General features: G+C 65.9%; 23 protein-coding genes. 14 read left to right on the top strand and 9 right to left on the bottom strand.

Annotation, left to right across the window (positions count from 1 at the left end; translation table 11 throughout):
• Positions 1–34 precede the first annotated feature (34 nt).
• Genes D3D01_RS08980 through D3D01_RS08970 form a run of 3 tightly spaced genes read right to left on the bottom strand, consistent with a single transcriptional unit; the run spans position 35 to position 3204 of the window.
• Complete coding sequence (locus D3D01_RS08980) at positions 35–625, bottom strand: dolichol kinase (protein ID WP_101351368.1); 591 nt, start codon at positions 623–625, stop codon at positions 35–37.
• Positions 626–2362, bottom strand: coding sequence for a glycine--tRNA ligase (gene glyS / locus D3D01_RS08975; RefSeq protein WP_121511956.1), 1737 nt, complete (start codon positions 2360–2362; stop codon positions 626–628). It lies immediately after the preceding gene.
• Positions 2359–3204, bottom strand: coding sequence for a CBS domain-containing protein (locus D3D01_RS08970; protein WP_121511955.1), 846 nt, complete (start codon positions 3202–3204; stop codon positions 2359–2361). Before D3D01_RS08970 ends, glyS begins: the two co-directional genes overlap by 4 nt.
• Positions 3205–3577: 373 nt before the next feature.
• On the opposite strand from D3D01_RS08970, the gene D3D01_RS24030 reads away from it, so the two are divergent.
• A complete protein-coding gene (locus D3D01_RS24030) occupies positions 3578–3745 on the top strand; it encodes a hypothetical protein (RefSeq protein WP_199725381.1) in 168 nt (55 codons plus the stop codon).
• 149 nt (positions 3746–3894) lie between these two features.
• Complete coding sequence (gene serA, locus D3D01_RS08965) at positions 3895–5481, top strand: phosphoglycerate dehydrogenase (protein WP_101351365.1); 1587 nt, start codon at positions 3895–3897, stop codon at positions 5479–5481.
• Positions 5482–5513: 32 nt separating this feature from the next.
• Here serA and D3D01_RS08960 read toward each other — a convergent pair whose 3' ends face one another.
• The 5 genes from D3D01_RS08960 to D3D01_RS08940 all read right to left on the bottom strand — a co-directional run bounded on the left by D3D01_RS08960 (position 5514) and on the right by D3D01_RS08940 (position 11352).
• Positions 5514–5729: a hypothetical protein gene (locus tag D3D01_RS08960; RefSeq protein ID WP_053966800.1), complete on the bottom strand. Its 216-nt coding sequence runs from the start codon at positions 5727–5729 to the stop codon at positions 5514–5516.
• Between the two features lie 92 nt (positions 5730–5821).
• On the bottom strand, positions 5822–10006 hold the full coding sequence (locus tag D3D01_RS08955; protein WP_121511954.1) for a DNA-directed DNA polymerase II large subunit: 4185 nt from the start codon (positions 10004–10006) through the stop codon (positions 5822–5824).
• A 1-nt stretch (position 10007) separates the two neighbouring features.
• Positions 10008–10430 (bottom strand): PPC domain-containing DNA-binding protein, encoded by a 423-nt coding sequence (locus D3D01_RS08950; RefSeq protein ID WP_101351363.1) that lies wholly within the window; start codon positions 10428–10430, stop codon positions 10008–10010.
• 183 nt (positions 10431–10613) lie between these two features.
• A complete protein-coding gene (locus tag D3D01_RS08945) occupies positions 10614–11123 on the bottom strand; it encodes a 2'-5' RNA ligase family protein (protein WP_121511953.1) in 510 nt (169 codons plus the stop codon).
• A gap of 40 nt (positions 11124–11163) precedes the next feature.
• Positions 11164–11352, bottom strand: a complete 189-nt coding sequence (locus D3D01_RS08940; RefSeq protein WP_121511952.1) for a hypothetical protein — start codon at positions 11350–11352, stop codon at positions 11164–11166.
• A gap of 158 nt (positions 11353–11510) precedes the next feature.
• Here D3D01_RS08940 and D3D01_RS08935 point away from each other — a divergent pair, with 158 nt between their 5' ends.
• The 11 genes from D3D01_RS08935 (at position 11511) to argF (ending at position 23126) form a co-directional block, all read left to right on the top strand.
• A complete protein-coding gene (locus D3D01_RS08935) occupies positions 11511–12605 on the top strand; it encodes a hypothetical protein (protein WP_121511951.1) in 1095 nt (364 codons plus the stop codon).
• Between the two features lie 137 nt (positions 12606–12742).
• A complete protein-coding gene (locus D3D01_RS08930; protein WP_198560202.1) occupies positions 12743–13528 on the top strand; it encodes a hypothetical protein in 786 nt (261 codons plus the stop codon).
• Between the two features lie 400 nt (positions 13529–13928).
• Positions 13929–15197 carry an argininosuccinate synthase gene (locus D3D01_RS08925; RefSeq protein ID WP_101351495.1) on the top strand — a complete coding sequence of 423 codons (1269 nt, stop codon included), beginning with the start codon at positions 13929–13931 and terminating at the stop codon, positions 15195–15197.
• A gap of 4 nt (positions 15198–15201) precedes the next feature.
• A complete protein-coding gene (gene argH / locus D3D01_RS08920; protein WP_121511950.1) occupies positions 15202–16728 on the top strand; it encodes an argininosuccinate lyase in 1527 nt (508 codons plus the stop codon).
• Between the two features lie 164 nt (positions 16729–16892).
• Positions 16893–17057: a lysine biosynthesis protein LysW gene (gene lysW / locus D3D01_RS08915; RefSeq protein ID WP_004959888.1), complete on the top strand. Its 165-nt coding sequence runs from the start codon at positions 16893–16895 to the stop codon at positions 17055–17057.
• Positions 17058–17141: 84 nt separating this feature from the next.
• The gene (gene lysX, locus D3D01_RS08910) at positions 17142–18056 is read left to right on the top strand and encodes a lysine biosynthesis protein LysX (RefSeq protein WP_121511949.1); all 915 of its coding nucleotides are present in this window, start codon (positions 17142–17144) and stop codon (positions 18054–18056) included.
• 79 nt (positions 18057–18135) lie between these two features.
• Positions 18136–19173 carry an N-acetyl-gamma-glutamyl-phosphate reductase gene (gene argC, locus D3D01_RS08905; RefSeq protein ID WP_121511948.1) on the top strand — a complete coding sequence of 346 codons (1038 nt, stop codon included), beginning with the start codon at positions 18136–18138 and terminating at the stop codon, positions 19171–19173.
• 18 nt (positions 19174–19191) lie between these two features.
• The gene (locus D3D01_RS08900) at positions 19192–20046 is read left to right on the top strand and encodes an acetylglutamate/acetylaminoadipate kinase (RefSeq protein ID WP_121511947.1); all 855 of its coding nucleotides are present in this window, start codon (positions 19192–19194) and stop codon (positions 20044–20046) included.
• Positions 20043–21170, top strand: coding sequence for an aspartate aminotransferase family protein (locus D3D01_RS08895; RefSeq protein WP_121511946.1), 1128 nt, complete (start codon positions 20043–20045; stop codon positions 21168–21170). The genes D3D01_RS08900 and D3D01_RS08895 overlap by 4 nt, the downstream gene beginning before the upstream one ends.
• Positions 21167–22228, top strand: a complete 1062-nt coding sequence (locus D3D01_RS08890; RefSeq protein WP_101351355.1) for a [LysW]-lysine hydrolase — start codon at positions 21167–21169, stop codon at positions 22226–22228. Before D3D01_RS08895 ends, D3D01_RS08890 begins: the two co-directional genes overlap by 4 nt.
• 1 nt (position 22229) lies before the next feature.
• Complete coding sequence (argF, locus tag D3D01_RS08885; protein ID WP_121511945.1) at positions 22230–23126, top strand: ornithine carbamoyltransferase; 897 nt, start codon at positions 22230–22232, stop codon at positions 23124–23126.
• Between the two features lie 179 nt (positions 23127–23305).
• Here the strand turns inward: argF and D3D01_RS08880 are convergent, their stop codons facing one another.
• Positions 23306–24049, bottom strand: a complete 744-nt coding sequence (locus D3D01_RS08880) for an SDR family oxidoreductase (protein ID WP_121512100.1) — start codon at positions 24047–24049, stop codon at positions 23306–23308.
• Between the two features lie 253 nt (positions 24050–24302).
• On the opposite strand from D3D01_RS08880, the gene D3D01_RS08875 reads away from it, so the two are divergent.
• Complete coding sequence (locus D3D01_RS08875) at positions 24303–24692, top strand: helix-turn-helix domain-containing protein (RefSeq protein ID WP_121511944.1); 390 nt, start codon at positions 24303–24305, stop codon at positions 24690–24692.
• Positions 24693–24696: the final 4 nt, after the last annotated feature.

Genomic DNA, 24696 nt, shown 5'->3' with positions numbered 1-24696 from the left:
CCGCGGTGAAAGTGGACGCCGGGGAATTGCCCGGTCAGAACGGGAGGTACCGGACGCCGACCCACATCGCCAGCGCGCCCAGCACCGGAATCGAGAAGTTGTCGTCGACGACGTAGCCGGCGATGCGGGGCTTGACCCCGTCCGCGAACGTCGCCGCGACACCCCCGAGAACGGCGGCGGCGGGGGGAACAAAGGGGGCGGCCAGCAGCGTGCAGACGCCGAACATCACCAGCAAGACCCAGGCCTGCTTGACGTTGCTGGCGTCGCCCGAGCCCAGCAGGCCGCTGATGGGGTCGCCGATGGCGAGCATCAACATTGCCGGGACGGCGACGTCGGTCGTCACGCCCGGCAGTTCGACGGCGAAGGCGACGATAGCCATCCCGACGATGTACAGCGCGTAGCCGGCGGGGTTGTCCTGCTCGTACTCCCGGGTGAGCCGGTCGTACACCACCCAGTCCAGCCCGGTCGTCAGCCGCACGGCTTCGAGAACACACACGACGACCAGCGCCACGGCCAGGAACCCCTGCACGACGCGCCACGTAATCAAGTCCGGCCAGCCAAGGTGTGCCAGCGGGACCGCCGCGCCAGTGACATGGACGAGCCGCCGGGATACCTCGTCGGCCATCTACAGGTCGTCGAAGGTGCGGTCGCCGATACTGAGGCGTTCGAGTGTCTCCGCCAGCCCGTCGATGGGGAGCCGTTTCTGTTCGGTCGTGTCGCGCTCGCGCACCGTAACCTCGCGGTCCTCGAGACTCTCGTAATCCACGGTCACACAGTACGGCGTTCCGACTTCGTCCTGACGCCGGTAGCGGCGACCGATGGCCCCGGAGTCGTCGTAGGTGACCGAGAGGCCGGCGGTCCGGAGGTCGTCGGCGATGTCGCGGGCCAGGTCGTCCATGCCGTCCTTGTCCATCAGTGGGAAGACGCCGACTGTCGTCGGGGCCTGCTCCGGCGGGAGTTCGAGGTAGGTCCGCTCCTCGCCGTCGACCTCGTCGGTCTCGTAGGAGTGTGCGAGGACGGTGTAGATGATTCGTCCCACGCCAAAGGAGGGTTCGACGACGTGTGGCCGGACGTGTTCGCCGTTCTCGGTGACCTCGTCGACGCTGAAGTTCGTCTCCGCGACGGGGACGGTGTAGGACTCCCCGTCCACTTCGACGGTGACCTCATCGGCGTCGAAGGCGTCCGGATTCCGCTCGGCCAGCGCTTCGAGTGCGTCGGCGACTGCGCCGGCCGACCCGCCAAACTCCGGCCCGAGATAGCTCATGTCGGGGTCGACGGTGGCGCGCTCGACAGTGACCGGCTCGTCGTACTGCTTGAACACCGTGTAGTCCTCGCCGGAGTGGTCGGCGTGCTTCGAGAGGTCGTAGTCGCCCCGGTAGGCGAAGCCCGTAATCTCTATCCAGTCGCCGTCGACCTCGCTCTCGGCGTCCCAGCAGTCGGAGGCGTAGTGGGCGCGCTCGCCGGCGAGGTGCTGGCGGTAGCGAAAGCGGTCCATGTCGACGCCGATGCGCTCGTACCACTCCTTGGAGACGCCCAAGTAGTAGGCGACCCACTCGCTCTCGACGACGCCCTCGTCGACGGCCTCGCGGACCGTGAGTTCGCGCTGGCCGCCGTCCTCGGCCTGCTGCTCGGCGGCGGAGTACAGCGGCAGGGTCACGTCGGCGACCTCCGAAAGCGGCGGCTCGTCCTCCTCGGGGTCGACGAAGTGTTCGAGTTCGGCCTGGGTGAACTCCCTGACGCGGACGAGAGATTTCCGCGGCGAAATCTCGTTGCGGTAGGCCTTCCCGATTTGCGCGACGCCGAAGGGGAGCTGGTTCCGGGCGTACTCCGAGAGTTGCGGGAACTCCACGAAGATGCCCTGTGCGGTCTCCGGGCGGAGGTAGCCCGGCGACGACGACCCCGGCCCGATATTGGTCTCGAACATGAGGTTGAAGTTGTCGACCGGCTGGTCGGCCAGGGACGTGTGACAGGAGGGGCATTCGATGCCGTGCTCAGCGATGAGGTCCATGACCTCCTCGTTCGGCAGGGACTCGGCCTCCTCGATGTCCGTGTTGTCCTCGACGAGGTGGTCCGCGCGGTGGGTCGCGCCACACTCGCCGCACTCGACTATCATGTCGTCGAAGCCGTCGAGATGGCCCGACGCCTCGAAGACGGGCTCGGGCATCACGTCGGGGGCGGAGATTTCCTGATGGCCCTCCTTGACGACATAGCGGTCCCGCCAGGTGTCCTCGATGTTCGATTTCAGCGCAGCGCCCTGTGGCCCGTAGGTCCAGAAGCCCGCCGCCCCGCCGTAGGCGCTCGAAGAGGGGAAGTAGAAACCGCGACGCTTGGCCAGCTCGGTAAGTCGTTCGCCTTCGCTCATAGGCCTCGCAGCAGGTCGATATCCCGTACGATGCCAGTGAGTTCGTCACCGGACAGCAGCGGGACCTGTTCGATGTCGTGCTCGATCATCAGCTGTGCCGCTTCCTCGGCGGTGCGGCGCTTGTTCACCGTCACGACATCGGCGGTCATGAACTCGCGGACGGGCTCGACCGGGAGTTCGACGTTGCGGGTGGGCATGTACCGGCCGCCGACCGCCTTGATGCCTTCCCAGGCCCAGTCGTCGTCCTGGTTGGCGATGGAGTCGCCGGTGTCGTCCTCGCCCTCGACGACCCGGGCGACCGCGATGATGTCTACCTCTGTGAGCATCCCCGACATATCGCCGTCGTCGCCGAGTACGACGCCGTATGGGACGTTCGCGTGGGAGAGCTCCCGTTCGGCGACGGTCAGGGGCGTGCCCTCGTACACGCAGTTGATGTCTCGGTTGGCGAGGTCGCCGACGATCTGGTCGCCGTCGACGTCACCGTTCGCGATAGACCGAATCACGTCGGTCACTGTGATGATGCCTTTGAGCTGGCCGTCGACGATGGGCAGGCGACGTTCGCCGTCTTCGACCATCATCCGTGCCGCGGCTTCGATAGACGTGTCGTCGCTGATCGTCGGGACTTCCTCGACGAGCAGGGCTAGCTGGTCCTCGTCGGGGCTCTCGATGAGCGCATCGCGTGAAATAATCCCTCTGAACTCTTCGCCCTCGTCGGTTTCCTTGATAACCGGGACCGACGAGAAGGCCTGCTCTTGGAGGTACTCCAGTGCGTCATCACGGGTACCGGGTATAGTAACCGTGACGACCTCCGAGCGTGGCGTCATAGCGTCTGCAACGTTCATACTGCCAGAACTTCCTTCCCGCATCTACTAAGTCCTTAACATCCGTCCGTTTTCGACATTCGGGTAGAACGCTGTACGGCCATCGGCTATCTCTGACGACTGCGCAAGCGCTATCTCGGAAACCGAGGGACCGTGGTGTCTTGGCAACAACTACGTCTTCTGCCATATCCACAGCCCGTCTCTGCGCGCGAACAGAAGTCCTTTCTCAACCGCTATTGGTTGAGATATCAGGCTCTAGCTGTGCTGACTCACTCCCCCGCTCACACCAGTCCTGACAGGATATGAACTATTGTCAGACAGTTGGCCCAGCGTCATACCACTCCCCTCTCTTGGTTTCGCTAAATTTTTATAGGGTTGTTACATATTATCATGCATGGAGTCGGAACCTGTCGCTCCGGTCGAGATGGCCGCGGATGGAGACATCATGGCGTCCGTTGAAGAGGGTCCAACGGACCAGTTTATCCTCGCTGACGTGACCCGAGACGACGCCTATCTCACAACCCCGCTCTCAGACGCTTTCTCGCTCCCGGCCTGGCGATAGGTCACGCCCAGTCGGTTCCTTTTCACTGAACGGTCCCGCTCAGCAGGACACCCCCATCAGCGGCGCGACCGCTCCGGCCCGAGTGCTTGCACGTAGTTGCTCGGACGGAGAAAACAAGCGTTATGCCGCCCCAGTAAGTTCGATTCGGTATGAAGGTACTCGTCACGGACCCTATCGCCGACGCCGGTCTCACGCGACTCCGTGAGGCGGGCCACGATGTCGAAACAGCCTACGAGGTCGAGGGCGACGCGCTCCTCGACGCAGTGGCCGACGCGAACGCGCTCATCGTCCGCTCGGGCACCGAAGTCACTGAAGAAGTGTTCGCGGCCGCGCCCGACCTCATCATCGTCGGCCGGGCCGGCATCGGCGTCGACAACATCGACATCGACGCCGCCACTGACCACGGCGTCATCGTCGCCAACGCCCCCGAAGGTAACGTCCGTGCCGCCGCGGAACACTCTGTCGCGATGGCGTTTGCCACCGCTCGCTCCATCCCGCAGGCCCACGACCGCCTGAAAAGCGGCGAGTGGGCGAAAGGCGAGTTCCTGGGCACGGAGGTCAACAACAAGACGCTGGGCGTCGTCGGCTTCGGCCGTGTCGGCCAGCAGGTCGCCAAGCGACTGGGCAGCCTCGGCATGGACATCGTCACGTTCGACCCCTACATCAGTCAGGAGCGCGCCGACCAGTTCGGCGCGGAACTGGTCGACGACCTCGAAGACTGCCTCGCCAAGTCCGATTTCATCACCATCCACACGCCGCTGACCCCCGAGACCGAGAACATGATCGGCGAGGAGGAACTCGCCGAACTCGAGGGCGGCTACGTCGTCAACTGTGCCCGCGGCGGCATCATCGACGAGCCAGCGCTTGCTGAGGCCGTCGAGGACGGCGTCCTGAAAGGCGCAGCGCTCGATGTGTTCGGCGAGGAACCCCTCCCCGAGGACAGCCCGCTGCTCGACGTCGAGGACATCATCGTCACGCCCCACCTGGGCGCGTCTACGGAGGCGGCACAGGAGAACGTCGCCACCTCCACGGCCGACCAGATCATCGCCGCGGCCAACGGCCAGCCCGTCGCCAACGCCCTGAACGCGCCGTCGCTGGACGAGGCAACGTTCAAGCAGGTCGGACCGTACCTCGACCTCGCCGACACTGCTGGCCGCATCGCCGTCCAGCTGTTCGGCGGCCACATGTCCGAAGTCCAGGTCACCTACGCCGGCGACATCGCCGAGCAGGACGTAGAGTACGTCACCGCGAGCGCGCTGAAGGGCGTGTTCGCCCCCTCGGATCTCCAGGTCAACGCCGTCAACGCCCCCCAGATTGCCGAGGACCGGGGCATCGACGTGACCGAATCCAAGACCCGCACCTCCGAGGACTACCAGAGCCTCATCACCGTCACCGTCTCCGACGGCGAGGAGTCCGTCTCCGTCTGTGGGACCCAGTTCGGCGGCGAGGAGCCCCGCATCGTCCGTATCGACGACCACCGCATCGAGGCCGTCCCACACGGGCACATGCTGGTCGTCCGGAACCGTGACGAGCCGGGCACCATCGGTTTCATCGGCACGGTGCTTGGCGACGCCGACATCAACATCGCCGGGATGTTCAACGGCCGCGAGACCATCGGCGGGGAGGCCCTGTCCGTTTACAACCTCGACGAACAGCCGCCACAGGACATCATCGAGCGGCTCAACGGAGACAGCCGCATCATCGAGACGACCTACGTCGAACTCGGCGACGAGTAACACAACGGACTGTCCCGACAGCCAGTCGCGGACTATTCCCCGTGGAGAAGGCGCTCGTACCGATCAACGACAGCCTGACGGTGTTCGCGTTCCTGTTCGAGCGCGGTTTCCAGTGTCGCTACCTGTGAGCGCAACAGCGCGATCTGTATCTGATAGATCGTACTGGGCGTCTGTCGGGGCGATGGTGACGGGGAACCCGACCGGTCCCCGGAGTCGAACGGCGGTGCTGAATCGCGGGACGAGGCCATACCCGTGACAGGACCGCCACGGTCAAAAACACCCGTCGGACGACTGTCACGCGCTCGTCTGTCGCCCTGACGAATCCGGGTGACGCTGTCGCTCACATGAAGTCTGCGATACCTGACTGCTTGTTGTGGTCGTTTTCGAACACCGACTCGATTTTCCGTTCCAGTATCTTGAGCCGCTGTTTCGTGTAGTCCCGCGCGCCGAACTCATCAGCGACGCGGATAGCGGTATCGATGTACTTGTTGACCGACCCCTCGTGGACGGTGAGATTAACGCGGCCGCCACACTCCCGGCAGTCGCCGGTCAGCGGGGCGCGCCGAAACGACTCTCCGCAGTCCAGACACCGGACCTCCTGTCTTGAGAAGGCCCGGAGGTTGCCGATGAGGTCCGGCAAGAAGTGGTACTCGATGATACGCTCGGCCACGTCGCTCTCGACGACGGCCCGCAGTTTCCGGGAAATCTCCAGCTGGGCGTCCATCTTGTCCTCCATCGAGCCGAGCGTCTTGTACGCCGAAAGGTCCGGCCCGGCGGCGATGTTGGTCGTGTCGTGGGTGTGGCGGAACTCCGTGTACTCGCGGTCGGTCCCCAGCGTCTCCTCGGCGATTTTCATCACCTCCTTGACCTCGGTCGGGTCTTTTATTTCGCGGGTCGCCTCGTAGAACTCCCGCGGATACGAGTCCATGATGTCCATGTTGTGGGCCTCGTCGTCGATCTCGCTGGGGTCGATTCGCGAGGACATCACGAGCGGGGCGTCCATCTGGCCGCCGCGCTGGTTCGGGAGATACGACTTCGAGAAGTTCAGCAGGCCGTCCATCAGGAGCATCACGCAGTCCTCGTCGCCGTCGCACTGGCCGACGTAGGTACCTTCGACGGCCACCCGGTGTGTGTCGGCGACCGTGAGACAGTAGACGTGGTCGACATCGCTTTCGACGTATTCGACAGCGTCGACGGTGTCTGTCGGGGCTGCGCCGTCGGTGGCTGCCGTCGAAGCCTCGCCGCGTGCCGTCATCGTCGTCGTTTCGCCGCCGTCGTAAGCGGGGAGTTCGTCGCCGGCGGTCAGGTCGCCCGCCGGGACCTCCTCGATCCCATCGGGACCGGCCCGGAGCATCGTGTGGTCGGGCGTGACCCGGAGCGTTCGGTCTCCGACGGAAATCTCGACGAGGTGGTCCGGAGCGGGGTGTTTCGAGACGGCGTCGACGGGCCGGCGACAGGGGCCGTCCTCGCCAAGCGACGACACGGTGAGAGTACCGTCTAGCTCTTCGACGAGCGTCCCGAAGTCGTCTTCCTCGGGGTCCTCAAGCCGGTCCTCGACCAGTTCTTCGATGGTGCCGTATTCCCAGTTGCCGCCCTCATCCTCGTACCACAGCCGGGTGTCCGGGTGGAAGCAGTTCCGGCGCTTGGCGGCGTGGAAGTACGGATGTGCGTAGCCGACGGCGGCGGACGTGAAGCCGACTACGCGGCCGACCGTCGCCGCGCTGGTGTGAGGGGCCATCCCGAAGACGAGTTCCCCGACGAGGTCTTCGCGGTCGTCGAACTCGTAGAACCGCTCCAGCCCGTAGTACTGCTCCAGGAGGTCGTCGACGAACCGGGCGGTCTGGAGCATGTGTTCGGCCGCGCCGTCCGAGAGAACGATGTCCTGCACTTTTAGCTCGACCAGCTGGTCGTCGTGGGTCAGCGGGTCGCCGTGGATGTCCTCCTCGTAGCCCAGCCCGCGGAGTCGCTCGGCGGAGACATCCAGTTCCGAGGCCCGGACCGCCGTCACCGGCAGATCCGTCATGTCGTAGCGGACGGTGCCGTCTTTGAACGCCGACACGTCGTGTTTCGCCCGGAGAATGCCCTTCTCCATCGGCTCCGGCACCTTCTCCTCGGAGGTGAGCCCCTTGACCGCTTTCAGTTGCTCGAAGGCCGTCTCGCGCTCGCCGACGTTCTGCAGGGCATCCCGATACGCCTCCTGCAGGTCAAGCACTTTGTACTGGGTCGGCGAGGCGAGCGTCTCACACCGGGCACACTCCGCGCGGCCGGACTCGTCGCGCTCGACCTCGGCTTCACAATCGGGGCAGACGTACACCGGTTCGGTGGTGCCGCCGCAGTCGGGACAGCCCGCCTGGTGGGTCTCGGTCCCGCACTCGGGACAGCGCCGCCGGGCTACCTCGACCTCGACTTGGCCGGGCGTATCGCTCATCCCGTCAGCGTGTTTCGTCGCCTTAGCCACGTCCCGCTGTGCCCCGCCGGCCTCGCCGATGGGGCTGAGCGTGTGGACGGCCGGCGAGAGGTCCCGCCGCTCGGATTTCTCGGGGCGACCCATCCGGTTGCCGATGCGGGTCGGGGCGCGCTCACGGACCTGAAACGGCGCGATTTCGTTGACGGCCTCGATGGCGTTCTGCCCGACTTCGGGTTCGGTGTCCTCCGAAACGCCGATTGCGTCGACAGACTCGCTCTCGCCGTAGGTCCGGGCGTGCTCGGAGAGATCCGACGGTGTCCAGTCCCGCTCTAGCGACCGGGTGAACCCGAGTGTCCGCACCAGCGGCACCCAGTCGGTGACCGTAATCGTGTCCTCGTCCTGTGTGTGCTCGACAAGCAGGTGTTCGAGCGTCTGCTGGACGGTGTCGCTCCGTGGCAGGACGAGCGCGCCGGCATCACTGTATGCGTCGCCCGCTGTGCCGTCCATCTCCGGGTCGGCGTACGCACCATCGGCCTGTGCGACATGTGCGTCCTCGACGGCGTCGGCGAGCGCACACACCTGGTCGACGCTCACGTCGTGCCAGAGGTAGGTGTATTTCGGGTGCAGCGGGGCGTCGTAGTCGGTCGCCCATTCGATGGCTTCCTCGGCGCTCGGGTCGGCGAGGTCGATGTGAGGCGAGTCCTGCATCGCCTGCACGTCCGCGCCGGCGGCCGCGAGGTCCTGCTCCCACCACTCGACGGTGTAGGAGGCCGGTGCGAGCGGATGGTTGTTCTCGACGAACTCGCCGTAGTTGACCAGATACTCGCCCAGATCGAGTATTTTCTCGACGCCGTTGCGGACTGCCAGTGCCTCCTCGGCGTCGTCGATGCGGCGCACGTCGCCGTTGGCGAGGCGGACGGTCGGTCCCTCGATAGTGTCGACCGGCACGACGCCGGCGGCTTTCCCCGGCCGCTCGGTCTTGATCTGGGTCCCGGTCGCGAGGAAGTCGTCGACGAGATGCATCGTCGCCGGGTGGACGCCGGCTGTCGCGAAGCCGTGGTTGCGCGACCGGCCGTAGCGCAGCCGGAACCCGCCCGCCTTCGACGGGTGGGAAAACACCGGCCGGCCAGCGATGAGGTCCCGGAGGTATTTGTCGGCTGGCTCGACACGGGGCGGCCCCGGCTGCTCGTCAGCCTCGTCCCTGTCGTCGTCCGATCCGTCGCCCGCGTCGTCGCCGTTCGCGTCCTCTCCTTCCTCTCCTTCGTCGGCCTCGTCTTTGCCGATGGTTCCGTCGATGAGGTCCTGCAGCCACGGCCAGTCGACCTCGTCTAGGTTCCGCGTGTAGCGCTGAATCTTCGGGGCCTTGAGCGCGATGCCCTCGGCCAGCACCAGACACATCCCGCCCCGCGGGGAGTTCGAGTCGACGCGTTCGAGGTCCCGGTAGCCCGACACCTCCTCGTCGCCGGTCGCCTCGCCGTCGAGCATGATGGGCATGTGCTCGGCGATGAACTTCGTCTCCTTCTCCTTGGGTGAGTACTGCAGGCCGGTGTCCTTGTCGTAGAGGTCGATTTCCTCGGCGTAGCGGCCGATTTCCTCCTCGCGGGCCTTGTACTGGTCGATGCCCAGCAGCGCGCGGGCGTAGTCCGCGACTAGCACCGAGAGCGCCTGTGCGGTCCCGCCGGCGGAGCGAATTGGCCCGGCGTAGTAGACGTTGATGAACTCCGTCCCGTCGTCGTTTTCCAGCAGTTCGACGCGGTCGATGCCCTCGATGGGGGCGGCGACGACCCCCTCGGTCAGCAGGGCGACCGCGGTCCGGACCGCGCCCTCGACCTTTCCTTCGCGGCTGTCGTAGTCGCCGACAGTCCCTTTGACGAAGTCCTCGACCAGTTCCAGCGCGGCCTCCTCGCGGGACATCTGTCCCTCCAGCTCTCGCACCCGCTCGGCCACGCCGTCGATGCCGAGAATGTTTTCCACCCGGTCGGCCATGTCACGAGCGGTCGGAATCTCGACTTCTGGCTTCGGGTCGCCGCCGCGCTCTTTGGCCCGCTCGGCCACGTCGAAGGCGGCTTCGAGCTGGGTTTCGAGCGTTTCGAAGTACTGTTCGTCGGCCTCCCGCATCTTAGATATCCCAGAGGTCCAGATCGGTCGGCTCGTCGTGCTCCCGCTTGAGTTCTGTATCGAATCCGCGGACGTACAGTTCGCCCGCCCAGACGGTGCCGGCGTTCAGGTGGCCGGCAATCGCTTCGCCGTCGGGCCGGGAGAGGACGGCGTGGGTGTGGGCGAACCGCTTCCCGTCGAGATGCGAGATGTTGCCCATGCAAGCGGCGACCTCAAGCGGTTCGTCGAAGGTCAGCGAGTCGTACTCGGTCCGGTCTTGGTCGTAGAACATGAGCTCCGCGTCCTGCACTGCCCCAAGCCCGTAAAAAAAGCCGGCGTCGATGCCCTGTTCGTCCGCGAAGGCCTCGATCTGCGCGCGCCAGTCCCCACCGTGCTCCAGTCGGCAGACGAACTCGGACGTACTGTCGACTTCGCGGTAATCCATATCTGTAGTGGATGGCAGGCCGCTCCAAAAGCATTGCTTTCGGTCCAACCGTTTATATCCGAAGCCGAGACCACGGCCGCTGTGACGTAGCTACGGCCCGGCGCGCTGAGCGGTTGTGCGGCACACCGCACCGGGACTGACGCGTGCCGCCTGTTCGCCACGATGGACGGAGACCGACCGCTGTCACGCCGGCAGCGACACCCGGCTGACCGGCTGGTTCCGGTCGGCGTCGTAGAAGGTGAGTTCGTCGACGGTCCACCGGATCGGGTCGATACCCTGCTCGACCAGCCGCGCGGCCGCGTCGCGGTCCCCGCCGCGGGCGACGGTCACGTGCGGGACGTACTCGTCGCCTTCCATTTCGTCGACGGGATCGAAGCGCTCGCAGAGCCGCTCGTGTAAACCGACCAGCCCCGGGCTCTCGACGGCGAGGTACACTACTGGTGACGGGCCGGTCGCGGCTGTCTCGAACTGTTCGATCTCTGAAATCTCCGCCTCGAACGCCGGCTGGCCGCGAAGCACTTCGCGCCCCTGCGCTTCCAGTCGCGCGTAGGCCGCGTGGTCGCCGTCACCCAGCCGCTTGGCGACCAGCGTGTGCTCACCCCGTCCCCGTCGCTGTGCGAGCGGCAGGTCCGCCGCAAGGTCGGCGGCCAGCGACGTGACTGCTGACGGGAGTGGGACGTTGATGCTGTACACAGTGAGCGGGTCGCTTGCTGTCGAGAAAAAGAGCGCGGTCCTACGGCCGGTCAAGCAGCCACAGGACGATGAGGACGACCAGCACCACGCCGAGTATCGGTTGGAGTGGTCCCAGAAGCCAACCCAACAGCCCTAGAACCCCGCCGATAATTTCGAGCACCAACCAGACGACAATGAGGACAAGGACAATCTTCAGCAGAGTGTCCACGTCGAGCTTCGCTCTGTCCATGCTCGACAGGACTTCCTCGCGGGGCAAACCCCTTGTGGCCGCAGTAGCCCCTGACTTCGGCTCCGGAACGGATACGGCTTGGGTTGTAACGCTTTAGAGTGTCAGCTCACTCAATCGGCAATAAACGATATACCTGCCGAGGGGATAGCCGCGGTAGGATGGGCTGGACTCCTGAAACACTGGTCGTCGTATTTGTCGCGGTAGCACTGCTTGTCCCGACAGCGACCGGGGCAGGTTTCGGCAGTCTCGGCCAGCAGTCTGTCGATGCGGACGTGGTCGTCATGACCGCTGACGTGAACCCCGACGGGACCGCTGACTCGACGGTCGCCTACCGACTTCGGCTGGACGACGACAACACCACGCAAGCGTTCGAGGACCTGCGAACGGATATCCAGGCCAACCCGGCGGCGTACACGGACCGCTTTGAGCGTCGGATGCAACGCACTGCCGGGGCCGCGGAGAACACGACTGGCCGCGAGATGGCTGTCAAAAACGCCACTGCGAGTGCGCGCGAAGAGACGTTCGGCCAGACGTACGGCGTCATCACTTATCGGTTCCAGTGGACGAATTTCGCTAACGTCTCCGGCGACCGCGTCGAGATCGGCGACGCGCTCTCGGGGCTGTTTCTGGACAGTGAAACCTCACTGACCCTCCGCTGGCCAGCGGACTATCAGGCTGACTCCGTTGCACCGCAGGCCGACGAACGGGGGAACGCCTCTGTCACCTGGCGTGGCCAACAGACGTTCGGGGAAGCCGAGCCGCGAGTGGTCGTCAACCCGAGGGACAGCGCTGGCGGTGACAGCGGGTCGAACGGGCTCTTTATCGGTGGGATTCTCGCGCTGGTCGGCATTGCTGCCGGGGTGTACGCACTTCGGCGGTACGGCATCCCTAACGGCAATGCGCCGGCCGAGCCGCCGGCGTCGATGGTAGACTCGGATGATCCCGAAGCGGAGTCCGCTGCCGGCACGGACGCTGACGCTGGCACACCGCCGGTCGAACTGTTGAGTAACGAAGAACAGGTCCTGCAACTGCTCGAATCGAACGGCGGGCGGCTCAAGCAACAGCAGGTGGCCGGCGAACTCGACTGGACCGACGCCAAGACGAGCCAGGTCATCGGCGGCCTGCGCGAGGAAGAGAAGGTAGAAACGTTCCGCATCGGCCGAGAGAACGTGGTGACGCTGCCGGACACTGACGTGACTGGTGGAGAGGGTGACGGGAGCGACGGAACCGACAGCGGTGACGAAACCCGATAATAAATCTGTCGACCGTTCAGTAGGGATTGCGGATCAAAACCACTCCTGTATTGCGGTTTTAATCCGGCTTAATCGGTGCTAACCTGGCTTTATAGACGCCTATTTATAGGATGTTGGAGAGCCAAGCAATGGGTGTAATGAGACGAGCGACCCCGGTGTTGCTGGCAGTGGTGCTCGTGGTGAGCACGCTCGCCGCGGTGCCCGCCGTGACGATGGCACAGGAGACTGAAACGGTGGCCGAAGAGGCAGATGAGAATGCGACGCCCCCCGGCGCACAGTTGGCGGGCGTCGTCAGCGTGCAGGGAGCCGAACTGGACGGTGAGGTCCAGTCACGAACGTTCGGGGTCCGCGTCGCGAGGGCGAACACCGACGCTGCGAAGGCGTCCGTCGTCGCCGAGCAGGTGAACGACTCCGAGGCCCGACTGGACGAACTCCAACAGCGAAAGCAGGCGCTGGAGCAAGCCCGCCAGAACGGCTCGATAAGCGAGGGCGAGTACCGAGCGAAGGCTGCACAGCTCCATGCCGAGACGAAGAACGTCCAGCGGCTGGCAAACGAGACGAACGAAACCGCCAGCCAGCTTCCCGCCGAAGCGCTGGAGCAGAAAGGCATCGACGCGGCGGCGATCAAGACTCTCTCACAGCGCGCGAGCGAGCTGAGCGGGCCGGAAGTCGCCGCTGTCGCGCAGGGCATCGCCGGGCCGAACGTCGGACAGCAGGCTCGACCTGACGTTGCCGGCGACCGTGGCCCCGAAGCGGCGAACAGAACCGAAGTAGGCGACCGTCCGGAAGGTGGGCCGGAGCGGACTCCGGCGAGTGAACGGCCGGACGACACCGATACGACGCCAGCCAATGAGACGGCCACCAGCGGGGGCGAAACAAAGTCGCCGGGTGTCGGGTCTGATACCACCGCCGCTGGCCAATAGCCAGAGAGACGGCGAGTACATTGCTTACACTTCGGCACACGCCAGTCTGTCTGGCGGTCCTGGCCGCTACGGGCGACGTGATGGCTATGAGGGACTGTGTTTGGTGACCATGCACACGACACTGTGAACACGGAAACTATTAGTACCCGAGTCACACAGCAGAATATACATGACGCGGACCTCTCGCTCCACGCCGCTCGCTGCGGATAGCGAGGGGTCCCTCCGTTTCTCCCCACGACGACGACGACCGGGCCGTTTCTAGGCCCACTACTACTTACTCTTCACTCGACAGGTTCGTTTCGTCGCTAGACGCCGTCGTCGTCGGTTCGATGGGATACTCGATCTGGTGTTTGATCGAGAAACCGACAGGCACACCACGGAACCAATGCAGAACACATCCATGCCAGAAGGAAACGGAACCGTCGCACTCGCCTTTTCCGGCGGGCTCGACACGACAGTCTGCGTATCGCTGCTGAAAGAGGAGTACGGTTACGACGAGGTCATCGGCGTCACCGTCGACGTCGGCCAGCCCGACTACGAGTTCGAGGAGGCCGAGGAGACTGCCGAGGCGCTGGGCGTCGAACAACACGTCGTCGACGCCACCGAGGAGTTCGCTGACCTCTGTATGGAGGCCGTCAAGGCCAACGCCGACTATCAGGGCTACCCGCTCGGAACTGCCCTCGCGCGCCCGGTCATCGCCAAGGCTATTCTCTCGGTCGCCGAAGAGCAGGGCTGCTCGGCCGTCGCCCACGGCTGTACTGGCAAGGGCAACGACCAACTGCGCTTTGAGGCCGTCTGGCGCGACTCGGACCTCGATGTTATCGCGCCGGTGCGTGAACTTGGGCTGACCCGCGAGTGGGAAAACGAGTACGCCGCGGAGAAGGGCCTGCCCGTCGAGGGCGGCGATGGCGGTCGCTACTCCATCGACACGAACCTCTGGAGCCGCTCCATCGAGGGCTCCGAACTCGAAGACCCGAGCACCATCCCCGACGACGACATCTACAAGTGGACCGACAACCCCTCCGACAAGGACGCTGAACTGGTCGAAATCACCTTTGAGGAAGGCGTTCCCGTCGCTGTCGACGGCGAGGAACTCGACGGGGTCGAACTCATCGAGCAACTCAACGCACAGGCAGGGGCCCACGGCATCGGCCGCACGGACATGATGGAAGACCGCATGCTCGGGCTCAAAGTAAGAGAGAACTACGAGCACCCCGCAGCGACGGTGCTTCTGACGGCCCACGAAGCGCTCGAAGGGCTCGTCCTCACGCAGGAGGAGCGCCAGTTCAAGGCCCAGGTCGACCAGGAGTGGTCCCAGAAGGCCTACCAGGGCCTCGTCGACGCGCCGCTGACGGGCGCGCTCGAAGCGTTCATCGACGACACGAACGAGCGCGTTACCGGCACCGTCACCGTGAAACTCGAAGGCGGGCACTGCCGCGCCGTCTCCCGTGAGTCCGACTACGCCGTCTACAGCGAGTCGGCGGCCTCCTTCAACGAGGAGGACGTCTCCGGCGGTATCACCCAGCAGGACGCGACCGGCGTCGCGAAGTACCACGGCTTCCAGTCCCGCCTCGCGAACAAGATTCTCGACGACGTGAAGAAGGGCGCTGCTGTCACGGACGGCAGCGGCGACCAATCCGACGACGCGAGCGGGGCCACGGAGGAGTAAGCGAATGAGCGACGGCGAGGACCACGAGACGGCGGACGCGGACCGCGGCGATGCCGCGGCAGACGCGGACGGCGGCGACGAGACGGTCGTCCGCCGCGACCGCTTCGCTGGCGGGCCGGCACGGTCGTTCCTCTCCTCGCTGTCGGACGACGAGCGTATCTTCGCGGCCGACCTCGCGGTTGACCGCGCCCACGTCGTGATGCTGGCCGAACAGGAGATCATCGACCGCGAGACGGCCGGCGAGGTGCTGGCCGCGCTGGCGGACGTGGAGGACGCCGGCCACGGTGCGCTGCCTGACGGCGAGGATGTCCACGAGGCAATCGAGAGCGCCGTCATCGACCGCGTCGGGCAGTCGGGCAGGAAGATGCACACCGCTCGCTCGCGCAACGACGAGGTGGCGGCTTGCATCCGTTACCGCCTGCGCGCGGACATTTTGGACCTCATGGAGACCGTTATCGGGGCCCGCGAGCAACTCATTGAGGTGGCTCGCGCCGAGCGCGAGACGGTGATGCCGGGCTACACGCATCTCCAGCCCGCGCAGCCGACGACAGTCGCTCACTGGGTCCTGTCCTACGAACAGGCACTCCAGCGCGATACCGCGCGGCTGCTGGATGCATACAAGCGGGTCAACCAGAACCCGCTGGGGTCGGCCGCCTTTGCGGGGACACCCTTCGACGTGGACCGTGAGCGTACCGCTGCACTCCTCGGGTTCGAGGGCGTCGCAGAGAACTCGATGGACGCCTCGGCGACGCGTGATTTCCTCGTTGAGACGACCAGCGCCGTCGCCACGCTGGCGACGACCCTATCGGGGCTAGCCGAGGACGTGGTCGTGATGGCGAGCAAGGGCCACGTCGACCTCGACGACGACTACGCCTCGACCTCCTCGATCATGCCCCAGAAGAAGAACCCCGACACACTGGAACTGGTCCGCGGGCGCACAGGCGACGCCGTCGCCGGGCTGAACGGCCTGCTGACCAACCTCAAGGGCCAGCCTCGCGCCTACAACCGCGACCTCCAGCGTGCCGGCCGCCACGCCTGGGACGCCATCGACAGCGTCACCGAGAGTGTGGAAGTCGCCGCTGGCGCGGTTGCGACCGCCGACTGGCCCGCCGAGACCCTCGCAGCTGCGGCCACCGACGGGTTCGCCACCGCGACCGGCGTGGCCGACCTGCTGGCGATGACCGGCGTCCCTTTCAGGACGGCCCACGAGGTCGTCGCCGAGGCCGCGGCGGGACTGGCGGCCGACGAGGACGCGCCCGACTACGCGGCGCTGTCGGCCGTCGCCGAGGACGTGCTGGGCGAGCCGCTGTCAGCCTACGTTGACCGCGACGCGCTGGTGGCCGCACTCGACCCCGCCGAAAGTGTCGCCATGCGGGACTCTCGCGGCGGGCCGGATCCCGACGCCGTTGTCGAGCAGGTGTCGGTGGCTGAGGACGCTCTCGCCGCCGACAGCGAGGCACTGACTGCCCGCCGGCAGGCGGTTTCACAGGCGGCTGACCGCCGCCAGACGGAGGTGGACCGATATGTCTGAGCGACCACCGTCCCCTCGTGGGACAATTATACCATAATTCTGATATACAACTCAGAGACGTGGCGGATATAGGGCTTTGATACCATTAGAGCGTGGTATATCTAATTCAATATTCTGATATGTTCGAAGGCTTTAAGTGTGTCCCTGTCACAGGATGAACTACAATGGCAGAATGCATCGAGTGTGGGGCGGACGTGTCCCTGCACGACAACCTCGAAGTCGGAGAGATCGTTGACTGTGCCACCTGCGGTGCCGAACTGGAAGTCGTTGGCGCCGACCCTGTCGAGCTCGACAGCGCACCCGAGCTCGAAGAGGACTGGGGTGAGTGAGGTGTTCGCGGTGGCGCGGCGCTCGGCGCCGTACGTGACCGTGGCGCTCGACGCTGCGAGCCGCGAACCCACGGAGGACTCAGTATGAAAGTCGGACTCCTCTACTCGCGCATCCGCCGGGACGAGAAGCTGCTCCTGTCGGAACTGCGCGAGCGCGACCACGAAATCGAGAAGATAGACGTTCGCAAACAGCAGTTCAATATCCACGAGGCCCCCGAGGCCTTCGAGGATCTGGACATCGTCGTCGACCGCTGTCTGGCGACCAGTCGTAGCGTGTACGCGACGAAGTTCGCGGAGGCCTACGGCGTGCCGGTCGTCAACGGTCCCGAGGTCGCCGACACCTGTGCGGACAAGGTCAACAACAGCCTCGCGCTGGAGGCCGCGGGCGTGCCGACGCCCAACACCGACGTGGCCTTTACCAAGGACGCCGCGCTGGAGTCAATCGAGAAGTTCGGCTACCCCTGCGTCCTCAAGCCGGTCGTCGGCTCCTGGGGCCGCCTGATGGCGAAGATCGACTCGCGCTCGGCCGCCGAGGCCATCCTCGAACACAAGGAGACGCTCGGCCACTACGAGCACAAGATATTCTACGTGCAGGAGTTCGTCGAAAAGCCCGGCCGCGACATGCGCGTGCTGGCCGTCGACGGCGAGCCCATCGCGGCGATGGTCCGCTCCTCGGACCACTGGCTCACCAACGCCGCCAAAGGCGCAGAGACCGCCGAGTTCGAACTGGACGACCGCGCGCTGGAACTGGTCGAGAAGGCCTCCGACGCCGTCGGTGGCGGCCTGCTGGGTATCGACCTGATGGAGGTCGGGGTATCGGAGAGCGAGGCCGACCAGCCGCGAGCGCGCGAGTTCGAGGACTACACCGTCCACGAGGTGAACCACACAGTTGAGTTCAAGGCGCTGAACGAGGTCACGGACGTGGACGTGCCCGCGAAGGTCGTCGACTGGCTCGAAACCAAGGCGGCGACCGAGGCTGACGCCGAGGTGACGGCATGACTTCCGCTGGACGTTCCCGCTCGCTTCGCACCGCGGGCTGCGACCAGCGACATCACGCTCGCCACCGGAGGTGGCTCGCGTGACCTACACGGCAAGCGTCGTCGGCGGCTCCGGCTTCACGGGCGGGGAACTGCTCCGCCTGCTCGATGGCCACCCCGAGTTCGAACTGGACCAGGCGACAAGCCGCTCGAAGGAGAACAAGACGATCGGGCATTCGCACCCGAACCTCCGGCACTCGGACCTCCGGTTTTCCTCGCCGGAGGATCTGGCATCGGTGGACGTGCTGTTCGCCGCGACGCCCCACGGCGTCTCGATGGAGCAGATAGACCGCTTCCAGGAGGCCGCCGGCACGGTCGTCGACCTCTCGGCGGACTTCCGGCTCGACTCCGAGGCCCAGTACGACGAGTGGTACGACGGGCACACGCGCCCGGACCTGCTCGAAGAGAGCGAGTACGCGCTGCCGGAGCTCAACCGCGAGAACCTCGACGGCGCGGACCTCATCGCCTCCGGCGGCTGTAACGCCACGGCGACGATTCTTGGCCTGCTCCCGCTGTTCGAGGCCGACATCCTGAGCGGCGACGAGCAGGTCGTCGTCGACGTGAAGGTCGGCTCCAGCGAGGGCGGGGCCGGCGGCGGCGAGGCCTCCTCGCACCCGGAACGCTCGGGCGTCGTCCGCCCGTACGCGCCCACGGGCCACCGCCACGAGGCCGAGATCCAGCAGTTCCTCGGCATCGACGTGTCCTTCACCGTCCACGCGGTGGACATGATTCGCGGCGCGAGCGCGACCTGTCACGTCTTCCCCGAGGGCCCCGTCTCGAAGGGCGACCTCTGGGGAGCCTACCGCGGCGAGTACGAGGACGAACCGTTCGTCGAACTCGTCGCCGGCGGTGGCGGCGTCTACCGCTACCCCGAACCGAAGTCGGTCGCGGGCACGAACCGCGCCGAGGTCGGCTTCGAACTCGACCCCGGCAACAAGCGACTGGTCGTGTTCTCGGCCATCGACAACATGATGAAGGGATCGGCGGGACAGGCCGTTCACGCGGCCAACGTCGCCCTCGGCATCGAAGAGACGGCGGGCCTGGAGTTCCAGGGGCTCCACCCCGTCGGCGCACCGTAACCCCTGGAGTGATTTTCTATGACAGTCGTTATCAAAGTCGGTGGCGCTCGCGCGGTCGACCCCGCGGGGGCGCTTGCGGACGTGGCATCGTTAGTGGCCGACGGGGAGCGGGTCGTCGTGGTTCACGGCGGCTCGACCAAAGTCGACAAGACGCTCGAACGGCTCGGCGTCGAACCGGAGTACGTCGAGACGCCGTCGGGCGTCGTCGGCCGGTTCACCGACGAGACCACGATAGAGGTGTTCGAGATGGCCTTCGGTCACCTCAACACCCAGCTCGTCGCCGGGCTCCAGAGCGAGGGCGTCGACGCGGTCGGTCTCAACGGCGTCGACGGCAAACTGCTCTACGGACCACGGAAGTCCGCGGTGCGGGTCGTCGAGGACGGCACGAAGAAAATCCGCCGTGGCGACCACTCGGGCACGATCAAGCAGGTCAACGGCGACCTGCTGGAATCGCTGCTTTCGGATGGCTACACCCCGGTGGCTGCGCCGCCGATGGCCGGGGACGACGACGGCGAGGTAATTCCGGTCAACACCGACGCCGACCGCTCGGCCGCGGCGATTGCCGGCGAACTCGACGCGACGCTGGTCCTCCTGACCGACGTTGAGGGCGTCTACGCGGACCCCGACGACCCGTCGACGCTAATCGAATCGGTCGAGACGGCGGCCGACTGGGACGCCCTCGAAGACGCGGCCGAGGGCTTCATGGGCCGGAAGATAATGGCCGTCGAGGAGGCCCTCGACGGCGGCGCGACCGAGGCGGTCGTGGCTGACGCCAACGCCGAGTCACCGATTCTCTCGGCGCTCGACGGCGGCGGCACGCACGTCTACGCCGACGCACTCACAGACCAACAAACGGAGGACACAGACACATGAGCGGATTCGTCTTCAACGAGAAACCCATCCAGATCGAACGCGGCGACGGTGCCTACGTCTACGACGACAGCGGCACAGAGTACCTAGACATGGGCGCGTCCTACGCCTGTGTCCCGCTGGGACACAAGCACCCGGCGGTCCAGAGCGCCGTCAGCGAGCAGCTAGAGAAGATAACGTACGTCCAGGCGTCGTACCCGAACGCCGAGCGGACGGCGTTGTACGACCTGCTCGCCGACACCGCGCCGGACCCCATCGACAAGACCTGGCTCTGTAACTCCGGGACCGAGGCCAACGAGGCGGCGCTGAAGTTCGCCCGCTCGGCCACGGGGAACTCCAAAATCGTCGCGACGATGCAGGGCTTCCACGGCCGGACGATGGGCGCGCTGGCGACGACTTGGAAGGACAAGTACAAGAAGCCCTACGAGCCGCTCATCGGCGACGTGGAGTTCGTCCCCTACGACGACAGCGAGGCGCTGGCCGAGGCCGTCGACGAGGACACCGCCGCGTTCATCGTCGAACCGGTCCAGGGCGAGGGCGGCATCAACCCCACCTCCGACGGCTACCTCGAAGCCGCCCGGGATATTACCGAGGACGCCGGGGCGGCGCTCATCTTCGACGAGGTCCAGACAGGTATGGGACGGACCGGCGCGCTGTGGAACTCCCAGCGGGCCGCCGTCGCGCCGGACATGATAACCGCGGCGAAGGGCCTCGGAAACGGCCTCCCCATCGGTGCGACGCTGTGTCGGGACTGGATCGCCGAGAACTACGGCTCCCACGCCTCGACGTTCTCCGGCGGGCCGGTCATCTCCGCCGCTGCCGGCGCGACCGTTTCGACTATCATTGAGGACTCTGTGCCGGGTAACGCCGCCGTGATGGGCGACTACCTCCTGACTGAACTGGAAGCGACCATCGGCGACGACGTGCGGGACATCCGCGGCGAGGGCCTGATGATAGGCGTCGAGGTCGGCCGCGGCGCGAACGCGGCGCTGAAGAAGCTCGCCCTGAACCACCAGGTGCTCGCGCTGCCGGCCGGCCGCACCGTGGTCCGCCTGCTCCCGCCGCTGACCATCGACGAGGCCCACGCCGACGCCGTCGTCGACGCGATGGCAGAGGTGGTGGGATGAGCGAAGCCGCGACGCGCGAGGCCGACACAGAGGCCCGCGACCTACTCGAAGCAGTTGTCCGTATCCCATCGGTTTCGCGGAACGAGGCGGAGGCGGCCGAGCGACTCGTCGAGTTCTTCGAGTCCCACGACCGCGAGGCGTGGCTCGACGAGGTCGGCAACGTCCGCGCGCCCGCCGACGACAGCGTCCTCCTCACCTCCCACATCGACACCGTGCCGGGCGACATCCCGGTCCGCGTCGAGGAGACCGACGAGGGCGACGTGCTGTGGGGCCGCGGTAGCGTCGACGCGAAGGGGCCGCTGTGTGCGATGGCCGTCGCGGCCGTCCGCACCGGGGCCTCCTTCGTCGGCGTCGTCGGTGAGGAGGTCGACTCGACCGGTGCCCGGTTCCTCGTCGAGGACCGCGAGTCGGCACCGGGGGCCGTCATTAACGGCGAGCCGTCCGGCTGGGAGGGCATCACGCTGGGATACCGCGGTCTGCTGGCCGGGACCTACGTCGCGACGAGCGAGTCCGGCCACTCCTCGCGCCCGGAGAACAACGCCATTCAGGACGCCATCGACTGGTGGACCGCTGTCGAAGACGAGTTCGCCAAAGACGAGTGGCACCCCGTCTTCGAGCGCGTCACCTGCAAGCCGGTCGAGTTCAAGGGCGGCACGTCGACCGACGGGCTGAGCGTCGAGGCGACGATGGACGTCCAGTTGCGGGTCCCGCCGGAGTACAGTACCAGCGAGATCCGCGAAATCGCCGACGGATTTCTGGAGAACGGCACGGTCAACTGGGACGACAAGGTCGAGCCGGTGATGCAGAGCCCCCGAACCAGCGCCGCCCGGGCGTTCCGGGCCGCGATTCGGCAGCAGGGTGGCGAGCCCACACTACTTCGCAAGACCGGCACCAGCGACATGAACGTCTACGCGAAGGCGTGGGACTGTCCGATGGTGACCTACGGACCCGGCGACTCTGATCTGGACCACGCGCCGAACGAGCACCTCCCGCTCGACGAGTACGACCGCTCCGTTGCAGTGCTCGAAACCGCGACCGAACGCATGCTGGAGGACTGACATGGATATACTCGACGTCGATGACCTCACGACCGACGAACTGGCCACCGTCCTCGACCGCGCCGCGGCCATCAAAGCCGACCACGGCGAGGGAAGCACGAGTGACCTGCTCGACCAGCAGACGCTCGGGATGATATTCGAGAAACCCTCGACGCGGACCCGGGTCTCCTTCGAGACGGGCATGACGCAACTGGGCGGCCATGCCGTCTTTCTCGGCCCCGACGACATCCACCTGGGCCACGGCGAACCGGTCAAGGACACCGCCCGCGCGCTCGGCCGCTACGTCGATTTCATCATGGCCCGCGTGTTCGACCACGCCGACGCGGAGGAACTGGCCGCGTACGCCGACGTGCCAGTCATCAACGGCCTGACCGACGACGCCCACCCCTGCCAGACGCTCGCCGACCTGCTGACCGTCCGCGAGGAGTTCGGCGACTTCAAGGACGTGTCCGTGGCGTGGGTCGGCGACGGCAACAACGTCTGCCAGTCGTTCGTCATCGGCGCGGCGATGGTCGGGCTGGACCTGACCGTCGCCACGCCGGAGGGTTACGGCATCGCCGACGACGTGGCCGACCGCGCCGCCGCCTTCGGCAACGCGCCCGAGACCACCCACGACCCCGAAGCGGCCGTCGCTGACGCTGACGTGGTGTACTCTGACGTGTGGGTCAGCATGGGCCAGGAGGACAAACGCGAGCAGAAACTGGCGGACTTCGAGGGGTTCCAGATTACGAGGGACCTGCTCGGAGACCGCCCGTTCATGCACTGCCTCCCCGCCCACCGCGGCGAGGAAGTCACCGACGACGCCATCGAGTCGGAGAACGCCGTCGTCTGGAACCAGGCAGAGAACCGGCTGCACGCCCAGAAAGGGCTACTCGTGTGGCTGTCTGAGCAGGCGTAGAATCGGTCGGCCCGAACATTTAGAACGGTTAGCCGGGCGGAAGCGGTCTGTGGCGAGCCCGCTGTACCGCGCGCCGTCGGCGCGCGGTTTCACGCGAATCGCGGAGCGATTCGCGCCTTTTTCGCCCACGTTTTTCCAGGAGCGCTTCGCGCGAACCCGACGCTGAAAAAGGTGGTGGGCTAAAAGTGACTAAATTTGTCCCGTCGGAACACGTCGATACTGTTGATGGTGGTCGGTGGCTCCTGTCGCATAGCGAAGGCGATCGCGTCGGCTACCTCCTCTGGTTCGGTCACCTCGCCCGGGTCGAACCGCTCGTTGAACGAGGTTCCGTCCTCGGAGCCGAACTCAGACCGGACTTCTGAAGGGTTGACCACGGTGACGCCGATATCGTCGTCGCCGACCTGCCCGGCGAGGCTGTGGGCGAACCCGCGGAGCCACCACTTCGTCGCGGCGTAGACAGGATTGAACGGCCGGGGATACTGGCCGGCGAAGCTCCCGACGAACACGAGTGACCCTGCCCCAGCACGGAGATGCGGCAGCGACTCGCGGGCGGTATAGAACGCGCCGTCGACGTTGACCTCCATCATCGTCCGGTACTGCTCGTCGGACAGCGTCTCCACGTCTGAGCCGCGGCCAACCCCGGCGTTGATGACGACCCCGTCCAGCGAGCCGAGCGTGTCGACGGTGGACTCGACAGCGGCCGTGACCTGCGTCCGGTCGCTAACATCGGCCGGCACCACTTGGGTGTCGACGGTGTGCTCGGCGGTGATTTCGTCGGCCAGTTCAGTGAGGCGGTCTTCCCGGCGGGCGACCAGTGCCACGTCGGCTCCGTCGCGTGCCAACTTCCGAGCGGTTGCCGCGCCGATACCCGAACTCGCTCCGGTAACGAGTGTGGCTGTCTCTGAGAGTGGTCCCGAACCCATGGTCAGACCCACGGGCGTCTCGTGGTTAGCGTTTGGGCCCCGAGTGGGAGTGGCGGTTGGCCCGGCGGTGTCGACGACCGTTCCGGGGCAGTTTTCCACCCGAAACACTGCCCTTTTCGGTTTGGTTGGCAACGTTTCACACAGGACTGCTGGTGACCCGACCGCCCGCTCCGCGTCCGCTCAGCGCCGGTTCCGGGCCGGTGAGGTCGAGGTAACGGCCCTGTTTATCCGAGTCCACACAGTACAGCCTGGTATGTCTGTCAACCCCTCTCCGGACCAGTCCCACGAGCTGATGGTCGACGACGAACCGAAGCTTTCGGATGTGATGGCCTCAGTCTTCGGTGTTCAGGAACACGAAGTACGGACGTATCAGACATTGCTTGAGACACCAGCAAGCACTGTCGAGGAACTCGCTGACGAACTCGGCCGGGACCGCTCGAACGTCAACCGGTCGCTGTCGACGCTCCGCGAGAAGGGGCTTGCGACGCGGAAACGACGCCTCCTCGACGGCGGTGGCCACGTGTACCAGTACACCGCGACACCGCTGTCGGAGGCCCGCGAACTGATGCACGAGACCCTCGACGAGTGGACTGCCGCGGTCCATCACCGCATCGACGAGTTCGACGCCAGCCCCGGCGAGTGAGAGC

Source organism: Haloarcula sp. Atlit-7R, assembly GCF_003666065.1.
In the GTDB taxonomy this organism is placed as follows: domain Archaea; phylum Halobacteriota; class Halobacteria; order Halobacteriales; family Haloarculaceae; genus Haloarcula; species Haloarcula taiwanensis.
Note: the sequence above shows the minus strand (reverse complement) of the source record. Positions and strands in the feature narration are given on the sequence as shown.